Consider the following 16289-nt stretch of genomic DNA (forward strand, 5'->3'; position numbering starts at 1 on the left):
GAGAGTGGCAACACGGAATCACACATTGAATCAGTAACGTGAGAAAAAATAGTCAGTATGTACTAACAGCCAGATTGGTGCCATCAGTATTCAGATAATTCTAGCAAATATCTTTATTACTAAAACCCACGTTAACTTGACGCCATCTTCACAAAATCTGCGCATCGCTCATTGTGGCCTTCTATGGTATAATAAAACTTGCTATGTGCTTTTAGAGGGCACATGGGTTCAGCCCAGGCTGATAATTCGCGAAAAGGACGAGGACGAAAAGATGACAGAAGCAATCGATTTACGCGCGGGAATGACCTTTGTCAAAGATGGCAAATTGATCAAAGTAATTGAAAGCAACCACCACAAGCCTGGTAAAGGGAACACGGTGATGCAAGTCAAATTATATGATGTTCGTGGCGGTGGGACTGTTCAAACGACCATGCGCCCCAACGAAAAGATCGAACTGGCCATGATGGAGAACAAAGAAGCTCAATATTTGTATACCCAAGATACCGTGGCGTATTTCATGGATATGACGACTTATGAACAATATGAAATTCCAACTGCTTCAATCGAGCATGAATTGAGCTACTTGTTGGAAAATGCCACCGTTCAGATCGAATTCTACGGTAGTGAAATCATTGGGATCACCTTACCAGGTACGGTTGATTTGAAAGTGACCGAGACCCAACCTTCAATCAAGGGTGGCTCTGTGACTGGTAGTGGGAAACCTGCAACTTTGGAGACGGGATTGATCGTCAATGTGCCTGATTTCATTTCTGCAGGCGATGTGATCACCGTTAACACAGATACAAGTACGTATAAAGGCCGGGCCGCTAAATAGTTGGTTGGGCTACAGGCAACTAAAAAACTCGTGCGACATTAATTTGTCGGACGAGTTTTTGTTTGCGATTTATTGGTGTTGGGGCCGCGCTACCACGTGGCTGCCTACGTGTTGGCAGCTGGGAGCGGTCATGATTTGGGCGGTGGGAGCTAGCGTTAGCCTCAGAAGAACTTAAGCCGGCTCAGTGGCCAGTACCTAAGTTTAACGACACCGTTGATCGCCGATTTCTTGATGAAACCGATCCGGCGACTGTCTTTGGAAATCGGCCGATTATCCCCCATCACAAAGTAGCTATTCGCTGGCACCGTTTTCCGCCCGAGCTTTTGTTGTAGGGTGAAATCTTCTTGGAAGGGCAAGCCGTTGCCGGGATCGTATTCTTTCAGGTAAGGCTCGCTCAGTCGCTTCCCGTTGACATAAACGTGGCCACCTTTGGCCGTTACTGTATCCCCAGGTAGGCCGATCACGCGCTTGATATAGAGACTGCCCGGTTCATCTGGTGCCTCTAACACGACGACATCGCCACGTTTGATTTTGCTCAGACGTGAGGTGATCAAGCGGTCGCCATCATAGAAAGTTGGTTGCATCGAGGGTCCGGAAACGACATCCTTGGCCAAGACATGAGTGAACAATAATTGGACCCCAGTAAAAATCACCGCGGCCAGTATAATGACCTCTAATAACCATTTCCAAAAGCTTTCTTGCTTTTCTTCGGGTTGTTGCCGTTTTGCCTGTTCACCCATGAGTTTCCGCCCCTAAATAGTTTTTCCACCAAATTGCTATTACTTACTATACACTCTATTGTCTAATTTTAAGCGACTAAATGCAAATATTTAGACAAAACTTAGTGGTTTATCTGTAACGACGGATAAACGTGCCCTGTTAAGTGAGTGGGCCCTCCCATTGCCGCCGCTTTTCTAGGAAAAATCCCAGTGAATTTAGGATATTTCTAGTCATTACGGCCGGTTTCAACTATAATAGGAGTGTTGAAACCATTTTGGAATTTAAAAAGTTAAATTGGAGGAACAAATGGTAGCTAGAGCAAATAATCGTCATGCCATGAGATTGATCGCCTTAAACGGCAACTTTGACTTAGCGGAGGCGGTGGCCGAATCAGTCGGTACCCCATTATTGAGTACTTCGGTTAAGCATTTCGCGGATGGCGAGATCCAAATCAATATTAATGAAACTGTTCGTGGTGATGATATTTTCGTGATCCAGTCCGTTAATGATCCCGTCAATGAGAATTTCATGGAATTAATGATCATGTTGGATGCCTTGCGTCGGGCCAGCGCCCACACGATCAATGTGGTTCTGCCTTACTTTGCTTATTCACGTGCGGATCGTAAAACCCGGTCGCGGGAACCGATCACAGCGAAATTGGTCTCGAATTTGATTGAAATCGGTGGCGCCGATCGCGTGGTCGCTTTGGATCTGCACGCGGATCAGATTCAAGGGTTCTTTGATATTCCGGTTGACCATTTGCAAGGCCTGCCCCTGATCGCGGATTATTTTATCAGCAAGCGCTTAGGCGGACCTGATGACCTAGTCGTAGTCGCGCCGGACCACAATTCAACTAAGCGGGCGCGGGCTCTAGCGGAAACGTTCAATTGCCCGATCGCCATTGTTGACAAGCGCGACAGTGACCCTAGCGTCGATCCCTTGGATATTATTGGTGACGTGGACGATCGAATTTGTATCATCGCCGATGATCTGATCGATACCGCCAATCGGATGGTTTGGTCAGCGAACTCCCTGAAGGCCGCTGGCGCCAAAGAAGTTTATGGCTGCGCGACCCACGCGATCTTCTCGAAAGGCGCGACCGAGAAATTGCAGGAATCAATCATTAAAGAAGTGGTTGTGACTGATTCGATTCGCATCCCAGAAGATAAACACTTCCCTAAACTGGTCAGCCTCTCAGTCGCGGATCTCTTTGCCCGTGCCATCGAGAAAATCTACAACAATCAATCGATCCATTCACTATTTGTCCCCAATGAAAAGTAAAGAGTGCGGAGCGCAACGGTTTGGCTTTGAGCATTAACCTAGCTAGGCTTTTGGAGGCTGAACTTTGCATCTAGAAGCCTAGCGTAGTTAAGTGGAAGAAGCTAGGTCAGCGAGCACGTTTCAAAAAAACAGCAACCTTCAATTGGAGGTTGCTGTTTTTTACGGGCAACTATGCTTCTCAGCTGTTGCCTGATTCGTTTAAAAGTTGATCGGGCAGAATCAGTCCGCGCAAACAGTGAAGCGTTGTTGCTGATGTTCGGGCTCTTCGATCTCGTCCAACATTGCGATGGCGTAATCGGCCATACTGATCTCGCTCTTACCATATTTGCCGATCAGCAGTTGTTCCTGCCCAACCTTGTAGCGACCAGTCCGCGCGCCATTGACCAAGAAGTCTTTAGACGGGCTGAGATAAGTCCAACGCACATTCTTAGCGTTCCGAAGGTAATCCAGGGCGGCGCTCATATTAGCGGCTGTGGCTTTGAAATCTGCAGGGAAGTCATCCGTCTCGTATAATTTGGTTTGCAGTTTATTATCCACATACAAGCTACCAGCGCCACCAACGACCAAAAGCCGTGTGTCCGCATCCTGTAAGATCCCAACCAAGTGTTTCATGGTGGCCACGTGCAGATTTTCTTCGTTTTCAGGGGCGTTGTAGGAGTCGACGAGTACGTCGAAATCCGCAATGTCCGCGCTGGTCAGATTGAAGAGATCTTTTTGTAGATAAGTGAGGCCCGGGGTCGTTTCTTCAGGGACATTACGCACAATCCCAACAACTTCGTGCTTTCGTCGCAATGCTTCATTGGTGATGAAGCGGCCGACGTGACCGGTTGCACCAATAATTCCTATTTTCATAATAATTGACTTCCTATTCGTTTGATTTTTGATAGCGGTTACATTCCATCTATAATGATAGGCGAATTTCTATCGATTTACAAGAGTAAGTTTGCACTTATTCTGAAAGAAATCTAGGTAGCATTGAACAAAAAAATTAACCGAAGCGCGCCTAATAGTCAGCAATTGTGCTAAGCTAAAATCATGTCAAAATTCGAGGTGCATTGGAAATGACCATTGAGATCAGACGGATCACGGCCCTAGAAGAAACAGCGTTACAAATGCCCAACCAACCATTCCCCCTGCTGGGCCAATTATTGGTTACCCGCGATGAAAACGGCTGGCAGCATCATGAGCAACTCGCCAAAAAAACAACATGGCAAACCTTTCCTGAAGAACACTATCAATTAGCGCCAATCGACCAGGCGGGTTTTGCCCTGGGAGCTTTCAACCAGAACGAGTGCGTCGGCCTCGCCATTTTTGAATGGCGCTGGAACCACGATCTTTACTTGGCGGATCTGAAAGTGGCCACAACATGGCGCCAACAAGGAATCGGCCGACAATTACTTCGCGCCGGTGCTCGTCTTGGTCAAGAGCGGGGCGTCCGGGGACTGACAACCATCGCCCAAGATGACAATTTAAACGCCAACCGGTTTTACCTTGCCTTAGGGTTCACGATTGGCGGCTTTAATGATCATGACTACCGCTTTACGACTCAGGCGGGTAAAGGCGATGTCTATTATTACTTGGATCTTACTGCTGGGTTGCTGTGAGCGGATTGGACGTGTTGGGCATCGGTTTGAATTGATTTTTTCTATTCTGAACCTGTGCTTGATTGCAGGTGTGGTAGGGTGTTGCGCGTGAGCGCAACCGGCTGGGACTGCTGTTGCGGACTGGAACGTGGTGGGCGTCGTTTGGAGCCAATCCGCAAAGTGCGCGGCTTGTCTTCAAATCGAGCCTTGTCCTAAGCGGCAAAGCCGCCAAGGACAATTTCACCACTGAGCCGCGCAGTCCCAGCCGGTTGCTGAACAGAATTGAGCCTATCTGCAATCGAAGCGAAGGATTAGACGAAGTGGTTTTGCGAGCTAGCGGTCAAACAATTGCCCACCTTTTTGGGTGGTACGGCAATGCCAACGGATTCCAGCAGTCTGTGCTTGATTGTGGGTGTGCTGGGTTTGGTGGTGGCGCAACCGCCTCAGGACGTTTATCGTGGCTGGAACGCGGTGGGCATCGTTTGAAGCCAATCCGCAAAATCAGCGGCTTGTCTTCAAATCGAGCCTTGTCCTAAGCGGCAAAGCCGCCAAGGACAATTTCACCACTGAGCCGCGCAGTCCCAGCCGGTTGCTAGGCAGAATTGAGCCTATCTGCAATCGAAGCGAAGGATTAGACGAAGTGCTTTTGCGAGCTAGCGGTCAAACAATCGCCCTCTTTTGGGGTGGTACGGCAATGCCAACGGATTTGGATTAATTGGTTGGAACAGATTATATCGGTTGGACCTTTTTCCTGCTTCCTAGACAATCCTCGGTGAAACCGACCGGACTCAACTGATTCATCAAGAACTGGCTTGAGTTTATCAAGCAGACTGTGATGGTGTCACCAATTTAAAACTTGTAACCCCTAACCATGGTCGTTAATTGCGTGGTTCCCCCCACCAATTGGCGATAGCTTGCCAATTGGTGGGAGTGCTCAAACGGCTGTTATAACGTTGAGCGGCTGGAGCGGAGAAATTCGGGGTGAGATCGCCGTGAAATTGTCTTTGGCGGCTCTGCCGCTTAGGACAAGGCCTGATTTTGAGACAAGCCGCGCACTTTGCGGATTGGCTCAAAACAGTGCCCACAGCGAGCTCACCCCGAATTTCGCAGCGCAAGCCGCGGCCAACCTACTTTATTCTAGTAGAGCGGCCAGGTGGCGGTTGGCTAAACCGCCGATTTTAGCAACAATGAACGCAAGAATCTAAGACAAGGAGAGAGCAATGTGACAACCAAGAAACAATTCAGCTCACGCTATCAGCAAATCGCCGCTGACCTGGCTCAACAGATCTGGGAGCACCAATACCCTGTAGGCGCCAAGTTACACGCCCGGTCCGCGGTCGCCGCGACCTATGGCGTTTCCCCAGAGACCGCGCGTAAAGCCATTAGTATCTTAGCCGATCTGGGCATCGTTGAGGCCAAACATGGCAGTGGCTTCTTCGTGGCTTCGATCGAGCGCGCCGGCGAATTTGTGACACAGTACCAGGAAGTCGCGTCTTTACGTGATCTGAAAGGGGAAGTTCTGGCCAGTGTTACGCGGCAGAAGGAAGAACTGACTCAGTTCTCCCAGCTGTTGGATCAATTGGTGGCCCAAACCAATCGCGTTCAGCAGGCCAATCCGCTAGCGCCTTTTGAGTTGGTTTTAACGGCGGAGGCCCAGCATTTGGACGAAACAATTGGGACCTTGAAGATCTGGCAAAACACTGGCGCCACCATCGTTGCTTTGCGCCATGGCACGACGTTACAAGTTTCGCCAGGCCCCTACGCTAAACTGAGCGTTGATGATTGTTTGTTTTTCGTGGGGAATGACTTGGTGTTTCAACGAATGACGCACTTTTTCTATCCGCCGCAACGCTGGGAATCCGGGGATAGCGTTGATTAGCCGAATATCGTGGTGCGCCTTGAACAAAATATCAAACGAAATGAGTGATTCTAATGAAACACGAACCAGAACCAGCCCTGTTTTTGAACTTAGTGATGATCACCAAGGGCGACCAAGTGTTAGTTGAGAACCGGGTAAAAAAAGATTGGCCCGGATTGACGTTTCCTGGGGGTCATGTGGAAGCTCACGAACCTTTCTATGATGCGGCGGTTCGTGAGATGCGCGAGGAGACTGGCTTGGTTGTGCGCGATTTGAAGTTAGTGGGGTTGTGTCAATATCCGGATCACACCGCGGCTGGCGCGCCTTTTCGTCGGGTGATTTACTTCTATCGCACGGATCAGTTTAGTGGGACTTTGAAATCTAGTCGCGAAGGGGCGGTGACCTGGTTGGATCAAGCCGAGTTGAAGCGGCGGCCGTTGGCAGGATCGCTGGCCGATTTCCTCCATGTCTTTGAGCGACCGGAATTGTCGGAAGTTGTTTACATGGATGACGCCAGTGCGGCTTTGTTTCGGTAGGCTGAGAATTTTCAGGAGAAGTCAGCCTATTTTCACCCAAGGCAATTTGTTTTCAGGTGGATGAAAAGACCTGAAATTTGTCAGGGCCGATCAAATCGGCTCTTGAAAACTAGCGACGATTTTTCTGAAAATATAAATGATTTTCAAATTTTTTCCCCGCGTGCCCATGGCTGATGAGACCAGTAATGGGGGCGCTTTTATGTTTTTATATGGAACAAACCTTGAAACAACAATCTTTTACAAAAGTGACCACACTATGATACGATAGTATGGTCACTTTTTTGATGACTAGAAAAAAGGGGGAATTTGGTGCCAATTGTTACCGTAGAAAATTTAAGTAAAGTCTTTGGTAAGAAAACGAAAGCAGCTATGAAAATGATGGCTGCCGGCCGTTCCAAAACAGAAATTTTAAAGAAAACGGGTTCAACCGTCGGGGTTTATCAAGCTGATTTTTCTGTAGAAGCTGGGGAGATCTTTGTGATCATGGGACTTTCGGGTTCGGGCAAATCAACTTTGATCCGTCTACTGAATCGCTTGATTGAACCTACCAGCGGTCATATCTACTTAGAAGGCGTCGATATCAACGCAATGGACAAGCAACAGTTACGCGCAGTCCGTCGCCACAAAATGGATATGGTCTTCCAGAACTTTGGTTTACTACCCAATCGGACCGTTCAGCAAAATGTCGAATTTGGTTTGGAAATCCGTGGGGTCGCAGCCGCCGAACGGGCTCAAGCCGCCCAAAAGGCCCTGGCGGAGATGTCGTTAACGCCGTTTGCGGATCAGTATCCTGAGCAGTTATCGGGTGGGATGCAGCAACGGGTCGGGTTGGCGCGGGCTCTAGCCAATGATCCTGATATTCTTTTGATGGATGAGGCCTTTTCCGCATTGGATCCCTTGATTCGCCGAGAAATGCAAGATGAATTGATCGATCTACAAGCCAATTTACAGAAAACAATTATTTTTATCACCCATGACTTAAACGAAGCCTTACGGATTGGGGATCGAATCGCGGTCATGCGTGACGGCCAGATTCAACAGATCGGCACGGGTGAGGAGATTCTGACGCATCCAGCCAACGATTATGTGCGAACTTTTACGCAGGATGTGGACTACACCAAGGTGTTGACGGCACGGAATATCATGATTCCGGCGGTGACGATCAATTTAGCAATCGACGGACCAAAAATGGCATTGCGGCGTATGCGGCATGAAGAAACTTCAATGTTGATCGCGATTGATAAACAACGTCGTTTGCAAGGCGTGATCACCGCGGATGGGGCATTGTCCGCTTTAAAAAGTGGGCAGCCATTAATTGATTATTTGCGTCAGGATATCCCTAAGATCGGTCCGGATACCATCGCTAACGAGATCTTTAATGTCATCTATGCCGCGGATACACCAGTAGCTGTGGTTGATGAACAAAATAAATTGCTCGGAGTGGTGATCCGGGGTAGTGTGCTGGAGGCCTTGGCAGATACCGAGTCCATAGCCGAGGCAACTGCAGATCCAGTAGCAATCACCAGCGGATCAGTAACCGTCAAAACAGGCGCGCACGACAATACGACGGCAACGCCAGAGAAGGGAGTCTAGCTAATGGATCAACTCACAATTACAGCAATCTCAAAATTACCAGTCGCCAATTGGGTCGAAAGTTTCACCGATTGGTTGACCAAAGCCGGCAGTGGTTTCTTTGATCAGATCCAAACGGGCGGTCAAGGGATGATGAACGCTTTGACGCAAGGTTTGTTGGCGATACCAATCCCAGTTTTTATTGGATTATTGACCATCGCGGCTTTTTTTGTTAGTGGGCGTCGCTGGAGCTTACCGACATTTACCTTAGTGGGAACACTGTTTATTTGGAATCAAGGCTTGTGGTCGAATCTGATGAATACGGTCACACTAGTCCTGTTTTCCAGCTTGGTCTCGATCCTGATCGGTGTACCGTTGGGTATCTGGATGGCCAAAAGTGAGACCATGCAAACGATTCAGAAACCCTTATTAGATTTCATGCAAACCATGCCAGGGTTCGTTTATCTGATCCCGGCGGTGGCCTTCTTCGGTATCGGGGTCGTACCCGGTGTGGTCGCTTCAGTGATTTTCGCCTTACCGCCAACGGTACGTATGACCAATCTGGGTATTCGTCAAGTTGACGGTGAATTAGTCGAAGCGGCTGATTCATTCGGCAGTACTGGCTGGCAGAAGCTTTTCAAAGTGGAACTGCCATTGGCTAAAAGTACGATCATGGCTGGTATCAACCAAACCACCATGTTGGCCTTATCCATGGTCGTGATCGCGTCAATGATCGGCGCGCCTGGATTAGGTCGTGGTGTTTTATCAGCGTTGCAGCGTGCGCAAGTCGGTAACGGCTTCGTTTATGGCGTTGCTTTGGTGATCCTGGCGATCATCGTGGACCGCTTCACTCAAAGTCTTAACCGACCACGTAAGCGTAGTGAAGACCGGCAAACGAAGAAAAAACGTCGTCGTTTCAACTTGAGTTTAGTCACTGCCATGTTAGTGATCGCGGTGGGTTCCGCAATCACGACTCAGCGATCCGACGCTAGCAGTAGTCGCGGCAACGTGAAGTTAAGTTATGTCCAATGGGATACAGAGGTTGCTTCCACCAATGTGATCGGAGAAGTTTTGCGTCAAATGGGCTATCAAGTCGAGTTGACCCCATTGGACAACGCGATCATGTGGCAATCCGTAGCGAAAGGCGAGTCTGACGGGATGGTTTCCGCCTGGCTACCCAACACTCACGGCGCTCAATATCAGAAATATCGAACGCAAGTGGACAATCTAGGCGCCAATTTGACCGGCGCTAAAATCGGGCTAGTCGTTCCCAGCTACATGAAAGTCAACAGCATCAGTGAGCTGACTGATCAGGCGGGTCAGACGATCACGGGTATCGAACCTGGCGCAGGTGTCGTCACCGCCACCGATCGCGCCTTGAAAAAATATCCCAATCTGGCCAATTGGTCTGTGGCTACCTCTTCCACCGGCGCGATGACCGTCGCGCTGCAAAAGGCGATCAAAGCCAAACAGCCCATTGTGATCACCGGCTGGTCCCCGCATTGGTTATTCGCAAAGTACGACCTGAAGTATCTGGCCGACCCGCAAAAGGTAATGGGTCAAGGCGAAACCATCAACACGATCGTGCGTAAGGACTTAAAACAAGATCAACCTGAAGTTTATCGGGTCCTAGATAACTTCCACTGGTCCGTCAAAGATATGCAAAGCGTGATGCTAGCAATCAATCGGGGCATGAGCCCAGAAAAAGCCGCGCGAGAATGGGTCAAGGCACATCCCAAACAAGTCAAGGCTTGGCAAGCCAAGTAGCTTTTTCGCTAAATAATCCCCCTACCCGATTTTGGGTAAGGGGATTATTTCGTTGCTGCCAAAGTGGTTTTGCAAGCTAGAGGTCAAACAATTACCCACTTTTGAGGTGGTACAGCAACACCAACGGATTCGGATTAGAAGGTCGGGACACTTTGCGTAGGCTGAACATCTCTATTCGTTTTCTTAACAATCCACGGTGGAAATCAACCGATTCAGTTGATTCAACAAGAGCTTGCCTTAGTTCATCAGACAGACAGTGCTGGTGTCACCAATTTAAAGCTGGTGACCGCTAACCACGGTTGTCAACTGCGTGGTTCCTCATCAATTGACCATAGCCTGCCAGTTGGCGTGAGTGCTCAAGCGACTATTAAAACGTTGAGCGGCTGGAGCGGAGGAATTCGGGGTGAGATCGCCGTGAAATTGTCCTTGGCGGCTGTGCCGCTTAGGACAAGGCCTGATTTTGAGACAAGCCGCGCACTTTGCGGATTGGCTCAAAACAGCGCCCACAGCGAGCTCACCCCGAATTTCGCAGCGCAAGCTGCGGCCAACCTGCTTTCGCGGTGCAAGCTGTGCCCAATCTGTCTAAGAACAAACAATATCGGGTTAATTCAAGTAGGCTAGATCACTAGCAGTGGTTGGATACAGATACAGTGGCGCGTGACCTTGTGCCAGCCGATCCGCGAAATGATTGATCAGTTCGTCAGCCAATGCAGACAGCACACTGACGCCGACCACTTGCCCCACCATATCTTTGACCAACAATACCTTGGCGTTTTTATCTTGGATTCGATTATAGGTGTACCAACTGCCCACATCCATCTCTGTCACTTGGAAATGGCGGGTGTCTTTTTGCGCCTCGTTTACTGAAACGCCGATCTGGGCCAGCTTTTCCGTGCCAAAAACAATGGTCGGGATCAGCGGATAATCAATGGCGTCATCCCGCAAGCCTAGGAGTTGGTCAGCCAAATAGTCACCTTCGAAACTAGCGACAGGTGTCAATTTCGGCAAAGTTCGTTTGACCACATCACCGATGGCATAAACTTCAGGAAGATTGGTTTGCAAATGGTCATTGACGTTGATGCCGTGAACATCGGCGTTGATTCCGACTTGGTCCAGTCCCAAGGCATCGATATTGGGTTGGCGACCAGTAGCGTTGATGATCAGGTCGGCATCGAAGTCACCGGCGCTGGTTTGCAGTTGCAAGCCGGTGGCGGTTTTTTTGACGGCTTGGGGTTCGGCGCCTAACTGGACCTGGATACCTGCGGCGGTCATTTGTTGGATCAGACTAGCGACCAGCATTTGTGGGAATTGTTTCAGCGGGCGCTGATTGTGGTGGATCAGCGTGACCTGTGCGCCTGCTGTGGCGGCGATATTGGCCAATTCGAAACTGATGTAACCACCACCAATGAAAACGATCCGAGCTGGCAATTGGTCCAGGTCGAGGAAGTCGCGACTTGTTTTGAGCAATTCCGCGCCGGGGATCTGGAGTTGATGGGGCCGCTGACCAGTGGCAATCACGATATGGTCGCCATGGTATTGATGCTGATCAACTTCCAGAAGATCGGCGGCGACAAACTTGGCGGTCCCATGAACCGTGGTGACGCCAACGTTTCTCAACTCGGCTTCAGTGGCTGTTGGGACTTGTTCGGTGTAACTGCGCTTGAACGCCATTAAGTCAGGCCAGTTGATCTTCGGCGCGGAGGCTAGGCCATGGCCTTGGAGCCGTTGCGCTTGTTGGCGCACTTCGATTCCGCTATACAACATCTTTTTCGCGTCACAACCTTGATTGGGGCAGGTGCCGCCAAAGAGATCGTTTTCAACGACCAAGACTTTCTGGGTGCTGGCCAGGCGATAAGCCAAAGCGTTACCGGCAGGGCCGGCACCAATAATAATTGTTTGATAATCCGCCATCAGAATCTTCCTTTCAGCAAAAAACAGGGCGTGATCCCCAATAATCCCAATATCAATGAAACTTACGTGTTAATGATAGCACCATGGCGCAACGAACCGAAATAATCGAACCGCGGAGCGTCGCGGTAAGTGAGCGCTGCCACCTGTGATCTGCGGGGAGAACAATTTCACGGCTAGTCATTTGGTCCGTCAAATGGGTTACTGGATCTAGTTTCTACTATATAAAACTGTTTTTTAGCCGGCTGTTTTTGGGATTCAACGGATTTCAGCGAGTGCGCTTGCGCTAGAAGTGAATTACCAATAACTCTGCATAATCACGATCACAAAAAACTTACAAAGGTAAGTCCACAGACCTATTGCGATTATTTTTTCTTTAGGGTAAAATCATATTCTATTGTCAAAAACGATTGGGGGTAAATGAATGAAAACATTTATGCGATATTTGAAACGTTACCGTAGTGATGCGTTATGGGCAACACTGGCGGTGGCGGTGATCGCGTTCGTCACTTTGTGGCAACCGCATCTTTTGCAAGATATGCTGGCGGCAATCTTGAAGAAAGATAACCAGACGATCAATCAGTTGGGAATCCAATTGATTGGTTTGACGATCTTGGGCATCATTGCCAGTGTTTTTAACACGATCTTCTCGGCGCGGGCGGCTCAAGGTGTTGCCGCGGATATGCGTGAAGATGGCTATCGCCAGATCCAGAAATTCTCGTTTGAAGATATCGAGAAATTCTCGGCGGCGAATTTGGTCGTGCGCTTGACCAATGATGTTAACCACGTGCAGTACGTGGTGATGTCCGTGTTACAACAGATCACGCGGATTCCGATTCTCTTCATTGGTTCGCTGATCTTGGCGATCATAACGTTACCCAAGCTGTGGTGGGTCATTGTTTTAATGATGGTACTGATCGGCTTGGTCAGCGTCTTCGCCTTTGCGCGCATGGGCAAGTATTTCATGAAAATGCAGACGATCCTTGACCGGAACAATATGTTGGCGCGGGAAAACCTAATGGGGATCCGCGTGGTCAAGTCCTTCGTTCAAGAGAAGAGTCAAATTGCTAAATTCTCAGAATCTTCAGATGAGATGACCGACACCACGATCCATATCGGTAATCTGTTTTCTATTCTTATGCCCGCTTTCTTCATGGTGGGTAATTTGGCGGTGGCCGGCTCGATCATGTTGGTTGGGCAAATGGTTACCTCTGATCCTGGCGCGTTAACGGCTGTGACCGCGTTTGTCAGTTATTTGATGCAGATCCTTTTCGCAATCGTTAATGCTGGGTTCATGATGACTGGGGTCTCCCAGGCGCTTGTTTCCTTGAATCGGTTGCAAGAAATCTATGACACCCAGCCAAGTCTCACATTCCCAGAAGTGCCTGATGAAAACTTATCAGGCGCGATTGAATTCAATGATGTGACTTTCACTTATCCAGGTGATGAGAAACCGACTTTGCAAGATATTAGTTTTTCCGTGAAACCGGGTGAAATGATTGGGATCGTCGGCGCGACTGGTTCGGGTAAATCAACGTTGGCGCAATTGATTCCACGGTTATTCGATCCGGAAAAGGGTTCGATCGAGGTCGGCGGTAAGGATGTGCGCACGGTCAATGAACATTCATTGCGGCAAGCGGTTTCCTTCGTGTTACAGCGGTCAACTTTGTTCTCCGGAACGATCGCTCAGAATTTGCGTCAAGGGAAACCGGAAGCGACGACGGCAGATATGAGCTGGGCAGCGAATATCGCCCAATCTTCCGAATTTATTGAACGGTTGGACCAACGCTATGACGCGCCAGTCGAAGAACGTTCGGCGAACTTCTCTGGTGGACAGAAGCAGCGGTTATCGATCACCCGCGGTGTGATCAGTCAGCCTGATATTCTGATCATGGATGATTCGACCAGCGCTTTGGACGCTCGTTCAGAGAAGCTGGTCCAAGAGGCATTGGCGAAGGAATTAAGCCACACCACCACCGTGATCATTGCTGAAAAAATCGCCTCGATCATCAAGGCTGACCGGATCCTCGTATTGGATCATGGTCAATTGGTCGGCATGGGGACCCATCACGAATTAGTTCGCAATAACCCAACTTATCAGGAAATCTATCGGACGCAAAAGGCGTTAGAGGAGGCGTAAGATGAGTGATTTAAAAGGTGCGGGTAAGTTCTTTGCCCATTATCTCCGAAAATATTGGCTCGGGTTGTTGGTCGTTTTAGGTTTAACGATCGTCGCGACCTATTTACAGGTCAAAGTGCCTGTGTTTATGGGTGACGCGATCAGTGATCTGGCCAAATATCTCCAAGTTTGGTCCAATCCAGCAACTCGCGCGCAGGCTTCAAAGGCGGCGTTCAACAGCGCCTTGATCAAATTGATGTGGTTTTATATTTTCAACGCGGTGGCGATGTTGATCAGTTCTTTGATCATTTCGCAGATCGCCGGGCGTTCGACGGGCACGATGCGGATCGGCCTGTTTCGTAAAATGCAACGGATGCGGGTCAGCTACTTTGACACTCACTCGGACGGGGATATTTTGGCCCGTTATACGTCAGATCTAGATAACATTTTCAACGCGATGAACCAGGCGCTCTTTGAGATCTTCTCCAGTATCACCTTGTTTATCGGTATGATCATTATGATGTTCCGACAAAATGTGACTTTGGCCTGGGTCACCGTGGCGTCAACGCCGGTGGCCGTGATTTTGGCGGCGATCATTATCGTCAAAGCCCAGAAATATGTCAACGCGCAACAAGATGATATTGGTAAGTTGAATGGCTATATCAATGAACAGATCACTGGGCAGAAAGTAATCATCACCAATGGTCTGCAGAAGGACTCGATCGCTGGATTTATGAAACACAACGCCAAGGTCAAGAAATCGACGTTGCGCGGTCAGATCTGGTCAGGAATCTTGTTCCCACTGATGCAAGGGATGTCGCTGTTCAATACGGCGCTGGTGATTTTTGTCGGTTCAAGTTTAGTGATGAATCAGCAAATGTCAGTCGCTGCTGGATTGGGCCTTGTGGTAATCTTCGTTCAGTACGCGCAACAATATTACCAACCGATCATTTCCCTGACGTCCCTGTACACCATGATCCAATTAGCAATCACAGGCGCGCGTCGGATCAATGAAGTGCGGGAACAACCTGATGAGGTCAACCCCGCCCACGGTCAGGAATTGACGACGATCGACCAGGGGATCCAGTTAAAGGATGTCCACTTCAGTTATCAACCTGGAAAAGAGATCCTCCATGGGGTCAATATCAATGTGGATCCGGGCCAGATGGTCGCGTTAGTCGGCCCGACTGGCTCAGGCAAGACCACGGTAATGAACCTGTTGAACCGGTTCTATGATCTTGATTCAGGACAGATCACCTTTGATGGTACGGAGATCAAGGAAATGGATCTGTTCTCCTTACGGGAAAATGTCGGGATCGTTCTGCAAGATCCGCAACTTTTCTCCGGGACGATCGGCGAGAACATTAAATTCGGGAAGCCGGAAGCCAGTGATGATGAGATGATCGCCGCGGCGCAACAGGCGCGGATCCATGATTTCATCATGACTTTGGATGATGGCTATGACACCATGATCAGCGATGAGAATACGATTTTCTCCGCGGGTCAAAAGCAATTGATGTCGATCGCGCGAACGATCATGACCAATCCGAAGTTGTTGATTCTGGACGAGGCCACCTCCAATGTGGATACGGTGACCGAAGCGCAGATCCAAGCCGCCATGGACAACGTGATCGCCGGCCGGACCAGCTTCGTGATCGCCCACCGGTTGAAGACCATCCTCAACGCCGACAAAATCGTCGTGCTCCGCGATGGCCAAGTGATCGAAGAAGGCAACCACCAAGCCCTCTTGAAAGAAAACGGCTTCTACGCCGAACTCTACCACAACCAAATGGTCTTTGAATAAGAGCGCGAACTACCCCGGTTAGCGCCTGAGCATTAGCCTAGCAAAGATTTTGGAGGCGGGTCCATGCCTCCGGAATCCTTGCGTAGCTAAGCGGAAGAAGCTAGGTCGGTAAGCGCGTTTCAAATCAAAGCGCGAACCGACCTGGCCAGTTCCCGAGCGTTAGCCTAGCCAGTGTTTTGACAGCGCATCTTGTTTTTTCATGCTAGCCTTAATTAGGATAAGTGATTTCATTACCAGCGTTTCGCCGGCGATGAAATCACTTTTTTGTTTTGAAGTGGGTGTGAGGAACACGTATAATAAGAAGTG

At 49.3% G+C, this 16289-nt stretch carries 16 protein-coding genes; 12 read left to right on the plus strand and 4 right to left on the minus strand.

All coding sequences use genetic code 11. The features are described from left to right. The first annotated feature begins 271 nt into the window (after positions 1 to 271). Positions 272 to 835 (plus strand): elongation factor P, encoded by a 564-nt coding sequence (efp, locus tag EKM94_RS09995; RefSeq protein ID WP_125601285.1) that lies wholly within the window; start codon positions 272 to 274, stop codon positions 833 to 835. A gap of 161 nt (positions 836 to 996) precedes the next feature. Here the strand turns inward: efp and lepB are convergent, their stop codons facing one another. Beyond that, on the minus strand, positions 997 to 1575 hold the full coding sequence (gene lepB / locus EKM94_RS10000; RefSeq protein ID WP_125601288.1) for a signal peptidase I: 579 nt from the start codon (positions 1573 to 1575) through the stop codon (positions 997 to 999). 286 nt (positions 1576 to 1861) lie between these two features. Between lepB and EKM94_RS10005 the strand changes: the two genes are divergently transcribed. Beyond that, entirely contained in the window at positions 1862 to 2836 is a 975-nt protein-coding gene (locus EKM94_RS10005; RefSeq protein WP_125601291.1) for a ribose-phosphate diphosphokinase, read from the plus strand. A 219-nt stretch (positions 2837 to 3055) separates the two neighbouring features. Here EKM94_RS10005 and EKM94_RS10010 read toward each other — a convergent pair whose 3' ends face one another. Beyond that, positions 3056 to 3688, minus strand: a complete 633-nt coding sequence (locus EKM94_RS10010; protein WP_125601294.1) for an NAD(P)-dependent oxidoreductase — start codon at positions 3686 to 3688, stop codon at positions 3056 to 3058. A 209-nt stretch (positions 3689 to 3897) separates the two neighbouring features. Between EKM94_RS10010 and EKM94_RS10015 the strand changes: the two genes are divergently transcribed. After that, complete coding sequence (locus tag EKM94_RS10015; protein WP_125601296.1) at positions 3898 to 4440, plus strand: GNAT family N-acetyltransferase; 543 nt, start codon at positions 3898 to 3900, stop codon at positions 4438 to 4440. Here the strand turns inward: EKM94_RS10015 and EKM94_RS10020 are convergent. Next, on the minus strand, positions 4421 to 4663 hold the full coding sequence (locus EKM94_RS10020) for a hypothetical protein (RefSeq protein WP_125601299.1): 243 nt from the start codon (positions 4661 to 4663) through the stop codon (positions 4421 to 4423). The genes EKM94_RS10015 and EKM94_RS10020 overlap by 20 nt on opposite strands. Positions 4664 to 4876: 213 nt before the next feature. On the opposite strand from EKM94_RS10020, the gene EKM94_RS10025 reads away from it, so the two are divergent. The 7 genes from EKM94_RS10025 to EKM94_RS10055 all read left to right on the plus strand — a co-directional run bounded on the left by EKM94_RS10025 (position 4877) and on the right by EKM94_RS10055 (position 10773). Beyond that, positions 4877 to 5134, plus strand: coding sequence for a hypothetical protein (locus EKM94_RS10025; protein WP_125601302.1), 258 nt, complete (start codon positions 4877 to 4879; stop codon positions 5132 to 5134). A 199-nt stretch (positions 5135 to 5333) separates the two neighbouring features. Further along, positions 5334 to 5624, plus strand: a complete 291-nt coding sequence (locus EKM94_RS10030; RefSeq protein ID WP_125601305.1) for a hypothetical protein — start codon at positions 5334 to 5336, stop codon at positions 5622 to 5624. A 17-nt stretch (positions 5625 to 5641) separates the two neighbouring features. Continuing rightward, positions 5642 to 6298 (plus strand): GntR family transcriptional regulator, encoded by a 657-nt coding sequence (locus tag EKM94_RS10035; RefSeq protein ID WP_125601308.1) that lies wholly within the window; start codon positions 5642 to 5644, stop codon positions 6296 to 6298. A 53-nt stretch (positions 6299 to 6351) separates the two neighbouring features. Continuing rightward, on the plus strand, positions 6352 to 6813 hold the full coding sequence (locus tag EKM94_RS10040) for an 8-oxo-dGTP diphosphatase (protein WP_125601311.1): 462 nt from the start codon (positions 6352 to 6354) through the stop codon (positions 6811 to 6813). A gap of 369 nt (positions 6814 to 7182) precedes the next feature. Next, entirely contained in the window at positions 7183 to 8406 is a 1224-nt protein-coding gene (locus EKM94_RS10045; RefSeq protein ID WP_125601383.1) for a quaternary amine ABC transporter ATP-binding protein, read from the plus strand. Positions 8407 to 8409: 3 nt separating this feature from the next. After that, the gene (locus tag EKM94_RS10050) at positions 8410 to 10152 is read left to right on the plus strand and encodes an ABC transporter permease/substrate binding protein (protein ID WP_125601314.1); all 1743 of its coding nucleotides are present in this window, start codon (positions 8410 to 8412) and stop codon (positions 10150 to 10152) included. Positions 10153 to 10368: 216 nt separating this feature from the next. Next, on the plus strand, positions 10369 to 10773 hold the full coding sequence (locus EKM94_RS10055; RefSeq protein ID WP_125601316.1) for a hypothetical protein: 405 nt from the start codon (positions 10369 to 10371) through the stop codon (positions 10771 to 10773). Here the strand turns inward: EKM94_RS10055 and EKM94_RS10060 are convergent. Further along, a complete protein-coding gene (locus EKM94_RS10060) occupies positions 10756 to 12066 on the minus strand; it encodes a dihydrolipoyl dehydrogenase family protein (protein ID WP_125601319.1) in 1311 nt (436 codons plus the stop codon). The two genes, EKM94_RS10055 and EKM94_RS10060, sit on opposite strands and share 18 nt — an antisense overlap. A 418-nt stretch (positions 12067 to 12484) precedes the next feature. Here EKM94_RS10060 and EKM94_RS10065 point away from each other — a divergent pair, with 418 nt between their 5' ends. Further along, positions 12485 to 14200 (plus strand): ABC transporter ATP-binding protein, encoded by a 1716-nt coding sequence (locus tag EKM94_RS10065; protein WP_125601322.1) that lies wholly within the window; start codon positions 12485 to 12487, stop codon positions 14198 to 14200. 1 nt (position 14201) lies between these two features. Then, positions 14202 to 15983 (plus strand): ABC transporter ATP-binding protein, encoded by a 1782-nt coding sequence (locus tag EKM94_RS10070; protein WP_125601325.1) that lies wholly within the window; start codon positions 14202 to 14204, stop codon positions 15981 to 15983. Positions 15984 to 16289: the final 306 nt, after the last annotated feature.

It is taken from the genome of Lapidilactobacillus achengensis (genome assembly GCF_003946655.1).
In the GTDB taxonomy this organism is placed as follows: domain Bacteria; phylum Bacillota; class Bacilli; order Lactobacillales; family Lactobacillaceae; genus Lapidilactobacillus; species Lapidilactobacillus achengensis.